We start from the raw sequence: 15,008 nt of genomic DNA, 5'->3' as shown, positions 1-15,008 counted from the left end.
ACGCTAGGCGGCCGCGGCGGCACCCGGGGGCCGTTCAGCTGAGGGAGGACAGCACCGTCAGCGTCTCGTGTACGGCCCGGTCGTGACCGGGTGGTAGCCCTTGGCGCCGACCGCGACGGCCAGGTCGCTGCGCGGCGGCCGGCCTTGGGCCAGGAGGTCCAGCGCCGTGCGGAAGTCGTAGCGGGGCGTCCAGCCGAGGTCGGCGCGGGCCGCGTCGTTGACGTACACCCGGTCGATGCCCGGGAACACGCGCCAGCCGAGCTGCCGGTAGAGCTCGACGGAGTCCGGGAACAGCCGGGCGACGACGGCCGGGGCGTCGGTGCGCAGCTCGGCGAGGTCGTCCTGCCGGAACGGCGTGGTGGCGCTGACGACGTAGCGGCCGAAGCCGAGTTCCGGCGCACGGGCCAGGGCGGCGCGGTGGGCCGAGACGACGTCGGCGATGTCCACGCGCCGGTACAGCAGCTCGTTGACCTTGGCGTTGTCGTCGGCGTAGGCGGTGCGGACGTCGTCGGCGTCGTCGCCCTCGGGGAAGAACCGGGAGGTGCGCAGGACGATCACCGGGAGCCCCGTGTCGCGGGCGACGAGCTCGCAGAGGTCCTCGGCGGCGACCTTGGTGACGCCGTAGACGTTCCGCACCCGCGGGGGCACCGCCTCGGTGATCCATGCGGCCGGCTCCCCGGGTGCGGGGACCAGCGCGCGCCCGAACGCGCTGGTCGTGCTCGTGTACACGAACCGGCCGACGCCGGCGGCCACGGCCTCCTCCAGGACGATCAGCGTGCCGGTCACGTTCGTGTCGACGAAGGCCTGCCGGTCGTGCGAGCCGACGTGCGGCTTGTGCAGCGTCGCGGTGTGCAGGACGGCGTCGGCACCGGCCAGCGCCTCGCGGACGGCGGCCCGGTCGGTGACCGAGGCGAGGACGTCCGTCCACTCCGACGGGAGCACGTCGAGCCCCACGACGTCCTCACCCGCGGCGCGCAGCTCCCGCACGAGCGCCTCGCCGAGGTGTCCCGAGCTGCCGGTGACCAGGATCCGCACCCCGCCACCCTGACACGGGGCCGACGGCGGGACGGAGGTCAGTCGGCCGTGGCGGCGGGCCCGAAGCGGCTCAGGAAGGTGGTGACCGCCTCCGTCGCGATCACCTCCAGGTCCTGGTCGACGGAGGGCTGCGCGCCCGCCTGGAGCGTGAGCCGGTTCAGGGGCGCGGCGAGGGCCAGCCAGGTGAACTGCTCCGCGGCGATGCCGGCGTCGTCGACGTCCAGCTGCCCCCGCGCGGCGAGCTCGGCCAGCGCCTCCGCGAGGAGGCGCTGGTTGCGGTCCCAGCTGCGTGCGACGTAGTCCGCCGCCACCTCGGGGAACCGCTCCGCCTCGGCCGCGACCAGCGTCCGCATCTGCAGCACGGGCGTGCTCAGGACGCCGGCCTGCAGGACGCGGGCCAACCGGAGCAGCCCCTCCCGCAGGTCCGGCGCCGCGAGCAACGCCCGCGTGTGCGGACGCATCGCATCATGGCCCCGGTCGACCCAGTCGCGGACCACGGCGGCGAACAGCGCGTCCTTGGAGGCGTACTGCCGGTAGAGGGTCTGCTTCGAGATGCGCGCCCCGGCCGCGACCGCGTCCATGGTCGCGCCGGCGAAGCCCTGGGCGAGGAACACCTGCCGGGCGATCGCCACCAGGTCGCTGCCCGTGCTGCCGCCCGGGCGCCCGCGCTTCGCTGCCACCGCCTCGGCCATGCCCGGAAACAGTACTGGACAGTACGCACCGATGGCAGTAGCGTACTGGCACGTACTAAAAGGAGGTCCTCGTGACCGCACTCGCAGTGGCCGTCGCGTCCGTGGCGGCGTTCGTGCTCAGTTCCGTCTACTACGGCGTGGCCACCCCACTGGAGCGCCGTGCGCTGGGTGACCGGGCGCTGGACCGCGGACGCCCGGGTCCGTGGCAGGTCGCGGCGGAGCTCCTGCGCACTGCGGTGGTGGCGAGCGTCTTCGCCTGGATCGCCGCGAGCGCGGACCTGTTCACCCTGCCGGGGGCTGCCCTGCTCGCCCTGGTTACCTGGATCGGGTTCCCCGTCGTCCTGCTGACCGGCTCCGTCACCTGGGAGGGCGCGCCGCCGGTCACCGCGGCGCTGCACGCCGGTGACTGGCTGCTCAAGCTCCTGCTGATCGGCGCCGTCCTCGGCGCACTGCACTGACGACCGCCACCGCAGAAGGGACCTGTCATGACCACCGCAGCTCGCTCCGCCGGCCCGATCGACCGCCGGTTCACCGCAGTCCTGCAGCAGAGCGACGCGAAGGGCGGCTGGACCTACGTCGTGCTCGAGGACTCCGCCGACTACTTCGGCACCCGGGGCCTGGTCAAGGTGTCCGGCACCGTCGACGGCGAGCCGTTCACCAGCTCGTTCATGGCCCTCGGCGACGGCACCCACAAGCTCCCGGTCGCGGCCAAGCTCCGCCGGGCGATCGGCAAGGGCGCCGGCGACACCGTCACGGTGCAGCTGACCGAGCGGCTCAGCTGACACCGCGGCGACCGGGACGGCTGGCCGGTCGACCCCGGGAACGCCAGTGGCGGAGCGGGGGACTCCCCCACTCCGCCACTGGCACGTCTCACGTCGAGCGGGTCCCGGTCAGCCGGGACCCGTCCGACGCGTCATCGGCTCAGCTGCAGCCGCTGGTGGAGCCGCAGCCCTCGCAGACGTAGCAGCTGCCGGCCGGCCGCATCTTCGTGCCGCAGGTCATGCACAGCGGCGCGTCGGTGGCGGTCCCGGTGACCAGCTCGAACAGCTCCGCCGAGGAGTGGGCCTCCTTGACCGGCTTGTCGGCGACCTCGGGTTTGGCCACGCCCTTGATGTCGCCCTCGGTCGGCACCGAGCTGCGCAGCGCCTCGACGTCGACCTCCTCCTCCTCGACGACGGCGGCCGTCGACGCGGAGGTGTCGTAGCCCGACACCTGCGCCGCGCGCTCCTCGGCGGTGAAGATGCCGAGGGTGGCGCGGGTGTCGACCGGCAGGTGGTCCAGCGCCAGGCGACGGAAGATGTAGTCCATCACCGACTGGGCGATCCGGATGTCCGGGTCGTCGGTCATGCCGGCCGGCTCGAAGCGCATGTTGGTGAACTTCTGGATGTAGGTCTCCAGCGGCACACCGTGCTGCAGCGCGATCGAGATGCCGATCGAGAAGGCGTCCATGACACCGGCCAGGGTCGAGCCCTGCTTGCCGAGCTTGAGGAACACCTCGCCGAGGCTGCCGTCCTCGTACATCCCAGCGGTCATGTAGCCCTCGGCACCGGCGACGCTGAACGACGTCGTCATGCTCTGCCGCTTCTTGGGCAGCCGGCGGCGGACCGGGTGCGACGTCGTGGTGACCGGGGCCGGCGTCTCGACCGAGTCCGTGGCCTTCTTCTTCGCCTTCGCGTCGGACAGCGGCTGGCCGACCTTGCAGTTGTCGCGGTAGATCGCCAGCGCCTTGAGGCCGAGCTTCCAGCCCTGGAAGTAGATGTTCTCGACGTCCTCGACGGTCGCCGTCTCCGGCATGTTGACCGTCTTGCTGATGGCGCCGGAGATGAACGGCTGCACCGCGGCCATCATCCGGACGTGGCCCATCGGGGAGATGGCCCGCTCGCCCATCGCGCAGTCGAAGACCTCGTAGTGCTCCGGGCGCAGGCTCGGGGCGTCGACGACGTGGCCGTGCTCGGCGATGAACTCGACGATCGCCTCGACCTGCTCGTCCTGGTAGCCGAGGCTCTTCAGCGCCCGCGGGACCGTCTGGTTGACGATCTGCATGGACCCGCCGCCGACCAGCTTCTTGTACTTGACCAGCGAGAAGTCCGGCTCGATGCCGGTCGTGTCGCAGTCCATCATGAATCCGATGGTCCCGGTGGGGGCCAGCACCGAGGCCTGCGCGTTGCGCCAGCCGTTGTCGGCGCCGATCTCCAGGCACTCCTGCCACTGGGCGGTGGCGACCCGCAGCACGTCGGCGTCGTCGGCGCCGACCGGGCGGATGGCGTCGTTGGCCGCGGCGTGCTTGCGCATGACCCGGGCGTGGGCGTCGGCGTTGCGGGCGAAGCCCTCGTAGGCGCCGACGATGCCGGCGAGCTCGGCCGAGCGCCGGTAGGCGGTGCCGGTCATCAGCGAGGTGATCGCCGCGGCGAGCGTCTGACCGCCGCGCGAGTCGTAGGCGTGGCCGGTGGCCATGAGCAGCGCGCCGAGGTTGGCGTAGCCGATGCCCAGCTGCCGGTAGGCGCGGGTGGTCTCACCGATCGGCTCGGTCGGGAAGTCGGCGAAGCAGATCGAGACGTCCATCGCCGTGATGACGAGCTCGACGGCCTTGACGAAGGTCTTGGCGTCGAAGGTCCCGTCGTCCTTCAGGAACTTCATGAGGTTCAGCGACGCCAGGTTGCACGAGCTGTTGTCCAGGCTCATGTACTCCGAGCACGGGTTGGACGCGTTGATCCGCCCGGTCTCGGGGTTGGTGTGCCAGTCGTTGATCGTGTCGTCGTACTGGATGCCGGGGTCGGCGCACTCCCAGGCGGCCTTGGTGACCTTGCGGAACAGGTCCTTGGCGTCGACGGTCTCGATCACCGAGCCGTCCATGCGGCCGCGCAGGCCGAAGTCGGTGCCGTCCTCCACCGCGCGCATGAACTCGTCGGAGACGCGGACGGAGTTGTTGGCGTTCTGGTACTGGACGCTGGTGATGTCCCGCCCGCCGAGGTCCATGTCGTACCCGGCGTCGCGCAGCGCGCGGATCTTGTCCTCCTCGCGCGCCTTGGTCTCGATGAACTCCTCGATGTCGGGGTGGTCGATGTCGAGGACGACCATCTTGGCCGCACGGCGGGTGGCGCCACCGGACTTGATCGTCCCGGCGGAGGCGTCGGCGCCGCGCATGAAGCTGACCGGGCCCGAGGCGGTGCCGCCGGAGGACAGCAGCTCCTTGGACGAGCGGATGCGGGAGAGGTTCAGGCCGGCACCGGAGCCGCCCTTGAAGATCAGCCCCTCCTCGCGGTACCAGTTGAGGATCGAGTCCATCGTGTCGTCGACGGCGAGGATGAAGCAGGCGCTGACCTGCTGCGGGGCGCTGGTGCCGACGTTGAACCACACGGGGCTGTTGAAGCTGAACACCTGGTGCAGCAGCATCCAGGTGAGCTCGTGCTCGAAGATCTCGGCGTCGCCCTCGCTGGCGAAGTAGCCGTGCTCGCGGCCGGCCGCACCGTAGGTGAGCACCACCCGGTCGATGAGCTGGCGCAGGCTCGTCTCGCGCTGCGGGGTGCCGACGGCGCCGCGGAAGTACTTGGTGGTGACGATGTTGGTGGCGTTGATGCTCCACTCGGCGGGGAACTCCACGCCACGCTGCTCGAAGTTGACCGAGCCGTCACGCCAGTTGGTCATGACGACGTCGCGCCGCTCCCAGGTCACCTCGTCGTAGGGGTGCACCCCGGCGGTGGTGTAGACGCGCTTGACCTTCAGGCCCTTCCCCCGGGTCGGCGCCTTGGCGGTGGCGCGACGCGTGCGGCCTGACAAGCGGTCCTCGGTCTCGGTCACGGAGCTCTCCCTCGTGTGGTGGTCGGCGGCTGGGGAAGAGCCGCCACCGTTCTATCGGTCGGTACTGACGTTTCTGCGTGCCGGCGGCGCTGCCGGCGGGTCGGGACGGGGTCGGTCAGGGGACGGCGGTCAGGGGGACGGCGTGCGGTCGGCCGCGGGCTGCGCGCGCCCGCCGCCGCGGCGCCGGGGCGCCGGCGGGTCGAGCTGCATCCCGGGCAGCGGCGGGTTGCCGCCGGCGAGGTGGCGGGCCCGCAGCTCGGTGATCGCCTTCTCGAAGTCCTCGAGGGAGGTGAAGGCCCGGTAGACACTGGCGAAGCGGAGGTAGGCCACCTCGTCGAGCTCCCGCAGCGGCCGCAGGATCGCCAGCCCCACCTCGTGACTGGGGACCTCGGCCGCCCCGCTGGCGCGGATGGCGTCCTCCACCTGCTGGGCGAGCTGCTGCAGCTGGTCCTCGTCGACCGGCCGGCCCTGGCAGGCCCGGCGGACGCCGGCGACGACCTTGGCCCGGTTGAACGGCTCGCTGACGCCGCTGCGCTTGACGACGGCGAGGACCGCCTCCTCCACGGTGGTGAAGCGGCGACCGCAGGCCGGGCACGAGCGGCGGCGGCGGGTGGTGGCCCCCTCGTCGGCCTCGCGCGAGTCGATCACCCGGCTGTCGGGGTTGTGGCAGAACGGGCAGCGCACTGCGGTTCACCTCCCCTCCGCGACCGGTTGGTCGCCCGTGACCGGTGACCGGTCCCGGGCGGCCGGTGCCGGCGGCCGCTGATCGCCCCGGGGGTCCGTCTGTGGACCCCGTTGGGGACATCCGGTGGATGCCCGGGGGAAGTCCTGAGGACGGACCTGTGGAGAACTCCCAGCGGTGCAACTACTAGATGTAGGGGAACCCTAGGCCGGGCCCCACTACATCTGCAAGCCGGATGCGGGCGTGTCTCTTCCGCCGAGATGCGGTCGTGACCCACCGGTGACCAGGTGCGAGCACGCTTCCCACCCGTCACACGACACGCCGGGACGCCGCGCGTGTCGACGCGCGGAGAGGGCCGGGGCAGGGGTAAGGGACGGCCGGGCGGACGCCGGACGGACGCCGACAGGGTCACCGACGGGCGGACTCCGTAGGAGTCCCCGGGACCACTCAGACGGTGGGGCGGACGGCGGGACGGCCGCCACGCGGGTGCGACGCGAGGTCGTCGAGACGGATCGGGCGGGTCAGCAGGTCCGGCTCACCGGCAGCGCCGCCGGGAGCAGCAGCGGCGGAGACGTGGGCGGGCGCGCCGAGGGCGATCGCGGGCATCTCGGCGGTGAGGGCGCGGTGGCGGCCGGCGTCCGCGGGCGCGCGGTGCCGCCCGGCGCCGGCGGACCCCACGGCGGGCTGCTCGGCGGTGCCGTCGGCGCCGTGCCGGCGGACGGCGCGGAACGCGCGGCGGGCCGACGCCACCGCGGTCATGACCACGGTCGCGTCGGGTCGGGACGCCGGACCCTGCCCGCCACCGCCGGCGCCGGCCGCCGCCACGACGGCCGACGCCACGACGGCCGGCGCCTCGGCGGAGGCGAGGGCGAGGTGCCGCTCGGGCAGCCGCACGGCCGCGAGGTCGACCCAGGTGGACTCCCCCTCGGCTCCGTCCTGCCACCGGACCTGCGCCTGGCAACCACCGGTCTCGTCGTGCCGCCAGCCCAGCATGGCGCCGGGCGCCCACGTGCCGTCCAGGCAGACCTCGACGTCCTGCGGCGAGCGGAAGGCGACTGCGGCCCGGCTGTTCACGGCTGCTGACACGCCCTCGACCGTAGGTGCCGGACCGGCTCCCATCCGTGAGCGACCTCGCGCGGAGGGTTGACGAACCGGACGCGGCAGCCTCGTCCAAGTCTGCCGGGACGGGGCCGGGGCACCGCGCGCACGCCGCGTGCCTCCACGAGGGTCGACGCGGCGCCCACGGTCGACGCGACACCCGGGGTCGGCGCGGCGCTCACGGCAGCTGGAGGACCTGGCCGGGCACGACCGCCGAGTCCTCGAGGTCGTTGAGCTCCTCGATGGCGTCGACCACGACCCGCACGTCCTGCCCGTCCCCGGCGAGCTCGCCTGCGATCGACCACACCGTGTCGCCCGGCTCGACCACGACGCTGCTCTCCCCCGCCAGCCGCAGCCCGCCGTCGCCGCCGGGCAGCAGGGGCGAGATCCACGAGCCCAGGGCGACGGCCCCGCCCAGGGTGAGCGCGGCGAGGAGGCGCCGCCCCCGACGGGTCAGCCGCGCAGGGGCCGGCGACGGCGCGCACCCGCCCCGGACCGGGCCGGTGGCGGTCCTGGAGCGGAGCGGCCGCCCACTCGGGCGGGCCGGGTCGCGGCGGGTGGGCGGCGCCTCGACGGCCGGACCGGCCCCGCCGGTGCGCCCCCCGGGGACGGCCGGCCGGTCGGGGACGGGCCGCAGGTGCCCGGTGACCCGCGGTCCGGAGCCCGGCAGGGCGGCCCGCACCGCCGGCCAGGCCGAGCGACCGGGAGCCGCCGCACCCCCACCGGCCCCCGATCCGAGCAACGGCCGCCACGGGACCCGGACCGTCGCGTCGAACTGCAGCACGTCCTGCCGCACGCTCCCCATGACCACTCCTCCTCGTCGAGCCCACCCGGTCGAACAGGTGTTCGATCGAACGCCCGTACGATTCCTACCGCACGCTCCCGATAGGGGCGACCCGACACGTCACGCGGTTTCGAACACACGTTTGAAGTACCGGCGCCGAGGCGCTACCGTCCGTTCAGCACCCGTCCGCCGTCGCCCCCGGGCGTCGTGGGGGTCACGGCCCGCCGCGGGTCCCGCACGGGATCGGCAGCCGGACCGGGGCACCGCGGGCGGAGGGCAGGACACGAGGGCTGTGGCGGCACAGTCGGCGAGGAGGAGACGTGGCGGGCACGAGCGGGACCGGCCAGCGCACGCGCACCGGTGGGACGGCGACCCGGCGCGGCGCGAAGGCCGGCGCGGCGACGGAGACCCCGGACGCGGCCGACCAGGCCGGCGCGGTGCGGACCTTCCCCGACCGCACGGAGGCCGGCGACGGCCTGACCCAGCGGCAGCGCAGGGTGCTCAAGGTCATCCGCGACTCGATCGAGCGCCGTGGCTACCCGCCCTCGGTGCGCGAGATCGGCGAGGCCGTCGGCCTGTCCTCGGCGTCGTCGGTCGCCCACCAGCTCTCGGTGCTGCAGAAGAAGGGCTGGCTGCGGCGCGACCCCAACCGCCCCCGGGCGCTCGACGTCCGGCTCCCCGGCGAGACGCCCGCCGAGACCGGCGCACCCGCGGCTCCGGCTGCCACGGCCGACGCCGGCGCACCCACCTACGTGCCGCTGGTCGGCCGGATCGCCGCCGGTGGCCCGGTGCTCGCCGAGCAGGCGGTCGAGGACGTCTTCCCGCTCCCCCGCGAGCTGGTCGGCGAGGGCACGCTGTTCATGCTGCGCGTCGCCGGCGACTCGATGGTCGACGCGGCCATCTGCGACGGCGACTGGGTGGTCGTGCGCCAGCAGCCCACCGCGGAGAACGGCGAGATCGTCGCCGCGATGCTCGACGGCGAGGCCACGGTGAAGACCTACAAGCGTCGCGACGGGCACGTGTGGCTGCTGCCGCACAACCCCGCCTACGAGCCGATCCCGGGCGACGAGGCGACCGTCCTCGGCCGCGTCGTGACGGTGCTGCGCCGCGTCTGACCGCTGCTCCGGCCCGACGGCCGTCCCGCGCTCGCGGGGCGGCCGTCAGCCGTTCCGGGGCGGCCCGGGCGCGTCGCCGGCCGCGGGGCGCCGCCGGAGCAGCCGCCCACCGATCCAGACCAGCGCCGTCGCCACGGCAGCGGCGACCAGCCCGGCGGTGACGGGCGGGACACCGCCGCTCCCGTCGGAGAGCAACCCCGGCAGGGACGGGTCGGCGGGAGGCGCCGTCGACGACGGCGCCGTGGCGGCGGGGACGGGGACCAGCGTGACGTCGCCGGGGACGCCCTCGCCGGCGACGAGCAGGGCACTGCCGTCCGCGGTGAAGCTGACCGCCTCGCCCTGCGGCGCGCCCGGCAGCGCGACGCGCACCGGCTCGCCGGCCAGCGCGCCGGGGACGTCGGCGCCGGCCAGCGGCCACACGTAGGCGTCGGTGTAGGTCCGCAGCGCGATCCGGCTGCCGTCGCGGGCGACCGCCCCGCCGGTCACCAGCAGCTGGCCCGCGCGCCCCACCGGGCCCCCGGGCGTACCGGTCAGCGTGAAGGTCACCGTGCCGACGTCGGCCAGTCCGACCGTCCCGCCGTCGACCAGCGCCGTCGCCGGCCGGTAGACGTGGCTGGCACCGAGCACCTCCTTGGTCACCACGTACGGCGTGCCGTCGGGGGCCAGCAGCAGCGCCTCGGCGTCGTGCGGGCCGTCGGGGTAGGTCATCCGGTACAGCGCCGTCGTCCCGTCGGGGCGCAGGGCGAGGAGCGCGACGGTCGCCCGGGTGGCGTTGTTGTCCCCGGTGTCGGCCAGCCAGACGGTGCCGTCGGCGCCGACGGCGAGGTCCTCGGGGTCGTAGGGGTCCAGCGGGGCGGTGACAACGTCGACGACCTGGCAGGTGCCGTCCAGCACGTACACGGTCACCTGATCGCCGCCGTCGACCATCGCCAGCATGCGGTCGCCGACGTCGACCAGGCCGGAGAGCTCCGCCAGCCGCGGGTCGCCCACCTGACAGCGGGTCGACGGGGTGGCCGGCTCCTCGGCGCCGGCGGGCGGCGCGGCTCCCAGCGTCAGGGCGAGCACCGGGCCGGCGAGCGCGGCCGCACGGATCGGGCGGGGACCCCGGCGGCCGGGGACGGGCCGGCGGCCCGCGTCAGGGCTGCGCGGGTGGACGGCCGGCTCGGGCACTCGCCCAGCGTGACAGCACGGATGCGTCGAGTGCGTGAACCACGCCCAGCAGGAGCAGGCCCACGGCCGCGCCGACCACCGCGTCGGTGACCCAGTGGAAGTCCAGCGACACCATGGCCACGCCGGTGGCCACCGGCCCCACGACGCTGAGCCACCACAGCGTGCGCTGCAGCCACGGCCGGAGCCGGTACTCGACCGCCTGCCACCGGGCCACACCCCACATGAGCACGGCGTTGGCCACGTGCCCGGAGGGGTAGGAGGCCCCGTCTCGGTGGAAGAACGACCCGGGGTAGGCCGGCGCGGTGCGCCCGGTGCCGAACTTGACGGCGTAGACGACGACCGTCAGCAGCACCAACGCGGCGAGGACACGCACGAGCGGGAGCAGCGTCCGCTGCCGCACGCACAGCCAGCCGACCAGGACGGCCAGCACGGCCAGGATGGTGCCGCGGCCCCCGATCTGGGTGACCACCCAGACCGGCCGGTAGGCCGGTGAGTCCCGCAGGTCCCAGCCGCTGACCACCTCGGAGACCTGCAGGTCCACCCGCTCGAGGTAGCCGCGGGTGAGCAGGTCGGCCGTGACGGCGACGGCCACGACGAGGGCACCCAGCAGCAGCCACCACTGCGGCCGGCCGGCCGTGACGCGCCCGGACGCGGTCGCGTGCTCACCCGGCCCGTCGCCGGACGGCGCGCCGGCCGGGCGTCGCGCCACGCCGCTGGTCACGCGGTCACGGTACCGGCCCGTGACCGGCCCGTGACCTCGGAGCGGCCGACGGCGAGCCGCCCGGGTGCCCGGCGGGGAGCCGGGCACCCGGGCGGCGGGTGCGGAGGGAGTCGGTCAGCCGACGGGTGCGGCGAACCGCTCCAGGGTGGCGGCCAGGCCGCCGTCGACCCGGGCGGACATCCGCGTCCCGGTCACCTCGTGCTGCTCGCTGAGCACCTCACCGTCCCGGTGCACACGGGCCACCAGGTCACCGCGGTCGTAGGGGACGAGGACCTCGACCTCGACGTCCGGGTGCGGCAGGCGGGTGGCGACGATCTCCCGCAGCCGCTCGATGCCCTCGCCGGTGCGGGCCGAGACCCACACCGCACCGGGCAGCGCGCGGCGCAGCGTCAGCACGTCGTCCTCGGTCATGGCGTCGACCTTGTTGACGACGATCAGCTCGGGCACCGCCGCCGCGTCGATCTCCTGGAGGACGACGCGCACCGCGTCGATCTGGCCGAGCGGGTCGGGGTCGGAGCCGTCGACGACGTGCAGCAGCAGGTCGGCGCCGGCCACCTCCTCGAGCGTCGACCGGAACGCGTCGACCAGCTGGTGCGGCAGGTGCCGCACGAAGCCGACGGTGTCGGTGAGCGTGTACTCGCGGCCGTCGGGCGACTGGGCACGGCGCACCGTCGGGTCGAGGGTGGCGAACAGCGCGTCCTCCACCAGCACGCCGGCGCCGGTCAGCCGGTTGAGCAGGCTGGACTTACCGGCGTTGGTGTACCCGGCGATCGCCACACCGGGGACGGAGTTGCGGTCGCGGCCCGAGCGCTGGGTGGCGCGGGCGGTGGCCATGCCGGCGATCTCGCGGCGCAGCTTGCTCACCCGCGACCGGATGCGGCGCCGGTCGGTCTCGATCTTGGTCTCACCGGGACCGCGCGTACCGATGCCGCCACCGCCGGCGACGCGGCCACCGGCCTGCCGGGACAGCGACTCACCCCAGCCGCGCAGCCGCGGCAGCATGTACTGCATCTGGGCCAGCTCGACCTGGGCCTTGCCCTCCCGGCTGGTGGCGTGCTGGGCGAAGATGTCGAGGATCAGGGCGGTCCGGTCGACCACCTTGACCTTGAGGATCTTCTCCAGCGCGTTGAGCTGGCCGGGGGTCAGCTCGCCGTCGCAGATCACCGTGTCCGCACCGCTGGCGGCCACGATGTCGCGGATCTCGGCCGCCTTGCCCGAGCCCACGTAGGTGCCCGCGTCGGGCTTGTCGCGCCGCTGGGTGACCGCCTCGAGCACCTCGGAGCCGGCCGTCTCCGCCAGCGCGGCGAGCTCGGCCAGCGACCGGTCGGCGTCGACCTGCGTGCCCTCGGTCCAGACGCCGACCAGCACGACCCGTTCGAGGCGCAGCTGCCGGTACTCGACCTCGCTGATGTCGGCGAGCTCGGTGGACAGCCCGGCCACGCGTCGCAGCGCGCCGCGGGCCTCGAGGTCGTAGGAGCCGGTCGAGTCGTCGTCGTCCCACTGGCCGGCCGGTGCGGGCCGGGGATCACCCTCTGCTCGCTCGGCTCGGTCCTGTGCGTCCGCGAGCACGGCGCGGTTCTGTGCGGTCGTCATCGGGTCCAGCGTGACACGCGCGCCGTCCCCGGTCATCTCACTTACCCGTGCAGTCGTCATACGCGGGGTACAACACCGGCGGACGGCGTTTGCATCCCGGCGTTCGCATCCCCGCGTTCACATCCCGGTGGGAGCCGGGTAGGGCCGGGAGCGACCGACCCGCCCAGAGGAGGAACCGTGAGCACGAGCGACGACGCCGGTACCGACGACCCGGGCCGCGACCCCGTGGGCCTCGAGGTCCCGCGCAACCCCTTCGGCGGCGCGGACCAGGACACCGGGGCCGGCGAGCCGCGCGGCACCGGCAACGTGGGTCCCGGGGACAAGCCGGAGGCGCCGACCGACGAGCCGGAGACCCGCGCCGACACCCCCGACAACCCCTAGCCGGGCGTCAGTCGTCCAGCCACTCCCGCGTCAGCTCGCCGGTGGCCACCACGACGGCGGGGCCGCGCAACACCGTCGTCTCCGCGGAGACGTCGACCGACAGCCGGCCGCCGGGGACGTCGACGACGACCGTGCCGCGCACCGCGTCGTCGCCGGACTCCGCGGCCGGCCGGGCGTGGGCCAGCGCGGCGTAGGCGGTGGCGCACGCGCCGGTGCCGCAGGAGCGGGTCTCCCCCACGCCGCGCTCGTGCACCCGCAGCCGCACGTGCGCGTCGGCGCCCTCCACATCGGCCGCCAGCACCCGCACGAACTCGACGTTGACCCCCTCAGGGAACAGCCCCGGGTCGACGCCGGGCCGGACGGTGAGGTCGAGCGCGTCGAGGTCGGCGTCGGTGAGGCAGACCAGGTGCGGGTTGCCCATCGAGACCGCCTGCCCGGGGAACGCCCGCCCCGCCACGGTCGCCTCGCCGCGGCCGAAGGGCCGGGCCGGGCCCATGTCGACCCAGTAGGTGCCGTCGGGCCCCGCGCCCACCCGGCGCGGCCCGCCGCGGGTGCCGACCAGCACGCCGTCGGCGCAGGCGGACCGGTCGAGCAGCCCCTCGCCGACGAGCACGTGCAGGAACAGCCGGACGCCGTTGCCGCACATCTCGGCGTACGAGCCGTCGGCGTTGCGGTGGTCCATGAACCACTCGCAGCGCTCGAGGTCCGCGCCCAGGACGGCGGGCGTGTCGGGGACGTGCCGGCTGCGCACCACCCGCAGGACGCCGTCGCCGCCGAGGCCGGAGCGGCGCTCGCACAGGCGGGCGACCAGCGCGGCGTCGAGGCGGTCCTCGGGCCAGCGGTCCCCGTCGGGGTCGGGCAGGACGACGAAGTCGTTCTCGGTGCCGTGCCCGAGGAGGAACCGGTCGCTCACCGCCCGATCGTACGGCCGGCGACCAGCGCCCCGACGGCGTCGGCGAGGTCGGGACGGGCGGCGTCGAACCAGGTGGTGGCCGCGTCACGGCGGAACCACGACCGCTGCCGCCGGACGAACCGCCGCGTCGCGGTGACCGTCCGCTCCCGCGCCTCCTCCGGCGTCAGCACGCCGTCCAGCTGGGCGAGCACCTGCGCGTAGCCGAGCGCGCGGGAGGCGGTCAGCCCCTCCCGCAGCCCGTCGGCGGCCAGCGCCTCGACCTCGGCGACGAGGCCGGCGGCCCACATCCGGTCCACCCGCTCGGCCACCCGGGCGTCGAGCTCGGCCGGCTCCCGGTCCAGGCCGACGACGACGGCCGGGTAGTGCGGCCGCGGCTCGGGCAGCGTCGCCCGGAACGGGCCGCCGGTCAGCTCGACGACCTCCAGCGCGCGCACGATCCGCCGTCCGTTGCTGGGCAGGACGGCGGCGGCAGCAGCCGGGTCGACGGCGGCCAGCCGGGCGTGCAGCGCGGCCGGGCCGGCGTCGGCCAGCTCGCCCTCCAGCCGGGCCCGCACCGCCGGGTCGGTGCCCGGGAAGTCGAGGTCGTCGAGGACGGCGCGCACGTACAGGCCCGACCCGCCGACCAGCAGGGGCAGCACGCCGGCCGCGCGCAGCCGGTCGACCTCGGCGCGCGCCAGGCGCCGGTACTCGGCCACCGAGGCGGCCTCGCGGACGTGCCAGACGTCGAGCAGGTGGTGCGGCACGCCCTGCCGCTCGGCCGCGTCGGGCTTGGCGGTGCCGACGTCCATCCCGCGGTAGAGCTGCATGGAGTCGGCGTTGACCACCTCGCCGCCGAGCCGCCGGGCCAGCGCGACCGCGAGCGCCGTCTTCCCGGTGGCGGTGGGCCCGACGACGGCGACCACGGGCGGGCGCCCGTCGTCCGCAGCGCTCACCGGGCCGCCCAGGCGGCCACCAGGTAGCCGACCCCGTACGGCGCCTCGTCGGCGAGCAGGCGGGCGCCCACCTCGCGGCCGGCCAGCAAGGCCC

The 15,008-nt window shown here is 74.8% G+C and carries 15 protein-coding genes; 4 read left to right on the top strand and 11 right to left on the bottom strand.

Going from position 1 to position 15,008, the window contains the following annotated elements; all coding sequences use genetic code 11:
• Positions 1-57: 57 nt before the first annotated feature.
• Together ABQ292_RS11860 and ABQ292_RS11855 are read right to left on the bottom strand one after the other, a co-directional pair.
• Positions 58-1,035 (bottom strand): NAD-dependent epimerase/dehydratase family protein, encoded by a 978-nt coding sequence (locus tag ABQ292_RS11860; RefSeq protein ID WP_369206504.1) that lies wholly within the window; start codon positions 1,033-1,035, stop codon positions 58-60.
• Between the two features lie 38 nt (positions 1,036-1,073).
• Complete coding sequence (locus ABQ292_RS11855; RefSeq protein WP_369206502.1) at positions 1,074-1,727, bottom strand: TetR/AcrR family transcriptional regulator; 654 nt, start codon at positions 1,725-1,727, stop codon at positions 1,074-1,076.
• A gap of 71 nt (positions 1,728-1,798) precedes the next feature.
• On the opposite strand from ABQ292_RS11855, the gene ABQ292_RS11850 reads away from it, so the two are divergent.
• Both ABQ292_RS11850 and ABQ292_RS11845 read left to right on the top strand, forming a co-directional pair.
• On the top strand, positions 1,799-2,185 hold the full coding sequence (locus ABQ292_RS11850; protein WP_369206500.1) for a DUF1761 domain-containing protein: 387 nt from the start codon (positions 1,799-1,801) through the stop codon (positions 2,183-2,185).
• A 27-nt stretch (positions 2,186-2,212) separates the two neighbouring features.
• Positions 2,213-2,509 (top strand): DUF1905 domain-containing protein, encoded by a 297-nt coding sequence (locus tag ABQ292_RS11845; protein ID WP_369206497.1) that lies wholly within the window; start codon positions 2,213-2,215, stop codon positions 2,507-2,509.
• 139 nt (positions 2,510-2,648) lie between these two features.
• Here the strand turns inward: ABQ292_RS11845 and ABQ292_RS11840 are convergent, their stop codons facing one another.
• The 4 genes from ABQ292_RS11840 to ABQ292_RS11825 all read right to left on the bottom strand — a co-directional run bounded on the left by ABQ292_RS11840 (position 2,649) and on the right by ABQ292_RS11825 (position 8,110).
• A complete protein-coding gene (locus ABQ292_RS11840) occupies positions 2,649-5,525 on the bottom strand; it encodes a vitamin B12-dependent ribonucleotide reductase (protein ID WP_369206495.1) in 2,877 nt (958 codons plus the stop codon).
• A 129-nt stretch (positions 5,526-5,654) separates the two neighbouring features.
• Positions 5,655-6,209, bottom strand: a complete 555-nt coding sequence (nrdR, locus tag ABQ292_RS11835) for a transcriptional regulator NrdR (RefSeq protein ID WP_369206493.1) — start codon at positions 6,207-6,209, stop codon at positions 5,655-5,657.
• Positions 6,210-6,654: 445 nt separating this feature from the next.
• On the bottom strand, positions 6,655-7,293 hold the full coding sequence (locus ABQ292_RS11830; protein ID WP_369206491.1) for a hypothetical protein: 639 nt from the start codon (positions 7,291-7,293) through the stop codon (positions 6,655-6,657).
• A gap of 190 nt (positions 7,294-7,483) precedes the next feature.
• On the bottom strand, positions 7,484-8,110 hold the full coding sequence (locus tag ABQ292_RS11825; RefSeq protein WP_369206489.1) for a LysM peptidoglycan-binding domain-containing protein: 627 nt from the start codon (positions 8,108-8,110) through the stop codon (positions 7,484-7,486).
• Positions 8,111-8,409: 299 nt separating this feature from the next.
• Here ABQ292_RS11825 and lexA point away from each other — a divergent pair, with 299 nt between their 5' ends.
• Positions 8,410-9,204 carry a transcriptional repressor LexA gene (gene lexA / locus ABQ292_RS11820; protein WP_438940586.1) on the top strand — a complete coding sequence of 265 codons (795 nt, stop codon included), beginning with the start codon at positions 8,410-8,412 and terminating at the stop codon, positions 9,202-9,204.
• A gap of 45 nt (positions 9,205-9,249) precedes the next feature.
• Here lexA and ABQ292_RS11815 read toward each other — a convergent pair whose 3' ends face one another.
• From ABQ292_RS11815 to hflX, 3 genes are all read right to left on the bottom strand, one after another.
• On the bottom strand, positions 9,250-10,374 hold the full coding sequence (locus ABQ292_RS11815) for a hypothetical protein (RefSeq protein WP_369206487.1): 1,125 nt from the start codon (positions 10,372-10,374) through the stop codon (positions 9,250-9,252).
• Positions 10,340-11,095, bottom strand: a complete 756-nt coding sequence (locus ABQ292_RS11810) for a phosphatase PAP2 family protein (protein ID WP_369206485.1) — start codon at positions 11,093-11,095, stop codon at positions 10,340-10,342. The genes ABQ292_RS11815 and ABQ292_RS11810 overlap by 35 nt, the downstream gene beginning before the upstream one ends.
• Positions 11,096-11,209: 114 nt before the next feature.
• On the bottom strand, positions 11,210-12,688 hold the full coding sequence (gene hflX / locus ABQ292_RS11805; RefSeq protein WP_369206483.1) for a GTPase HflX: 1,479 nt from the start codon (positions 12,686-12,688) through the stop codon (positions 11,210-11,212).
• A 177-nt stretch (positions 12,689-12,865) separates the two neighbouring features.
• Between hflX and ABQ292_RS11800 the strand changes: the two genes are divergently transcribed.
• The gene (locus ABQ292_RS11800; protein ID WP_369206481.1) at positions 12,866-13,069 is read left to right on the top strand and encodes a hypothetical protein; all 204 of its coding nucleotides are present in this window, start codon (positions 12,866-12,868) and stop codon (positions 13,067-13,069) included.
• A 7-nt stretch (positions 13,070-13,076) separates the two neighbouring features.
• On the opposite strand, the gene dapF is transcribed toward ABQ292_RS11800, so the two are convergent.
• Both dapF and miaA read right to left on the bottom strand, forming a co-directional pair.
• Positions 13,077-13,982 carry a diaminopimelate epimerase gene (gene dapF, locus ABQ292_RS11795; protein WP_369206479.1) on the bottom strand — a complete coding sequence of 302 codons (906 nt, stop codon included), beginning with the start codon at positions 13,980-13,982 and terminating at the stop codon, positions 13,077-13,079.
• Positions 13,979-14,914: a tRNA (adenosine(37)-N6)-dimethylallyltransferase MiaA gene (gene miaA, locus ABQ292_RS11790; protein ID WP_369206477.1), complete on the bottom strand. Its 936-nt coding sequence runs from the start codon at positions 14,912-14,914 to the stop codon at positions 13,979-13,981. Before miaA ends, dapF begins: the two co-directional genes overlap by 4 nt.
• Positions 14,915-15,008: the final 94 nt, after the last annotated feature.

Source organism: Geodermatophilus maliterrae (genome assembly GCF_041018925.1).
GTDB classification, from domain to species: Bacteria; Actinomycetota; Actinomycetes; order Mycobacteriales; family Geodermatophilaceae; genus Geodermatophilus; species Geodermatophilus maliterrae.
The sequence above is the reverse complement of the archived record's forward strand: the minus strand, read 5'-3'. Positions and strand labels throughout refer to the sequence as shown.

Coding starts and splice junctions, on each gene's coding strand:
- ABQ292_RS11825 (WP_369206489.1), bottom strand. CDS start 8,110: ATGGGGAGCGTGCGGCAGGACGTGCTGCAGTTCGACGCGACGGTCCGG.
- ABQ292_RS11845 (WP_369206497.1), top strand. CDS start 2,213: ATGACCACCGCAGCTCGCTCCGCCGGCCCGATCGACCGCCGGTTCACC.
- hflX (WP_369206483.1), bottom strand. CDS start 12,688: ATGACGACCGCACAGAACCGCGCCGTGCTCGCGGACGCACAGGACCGA.
- ABQ292_RS11855 (WP_369206502.1), bottom strand. CDS start 1,727: ATGGCCGAGGCGGTGGCAGCGAAGCGCGGGCGCCCGGGCGGCAGCACG.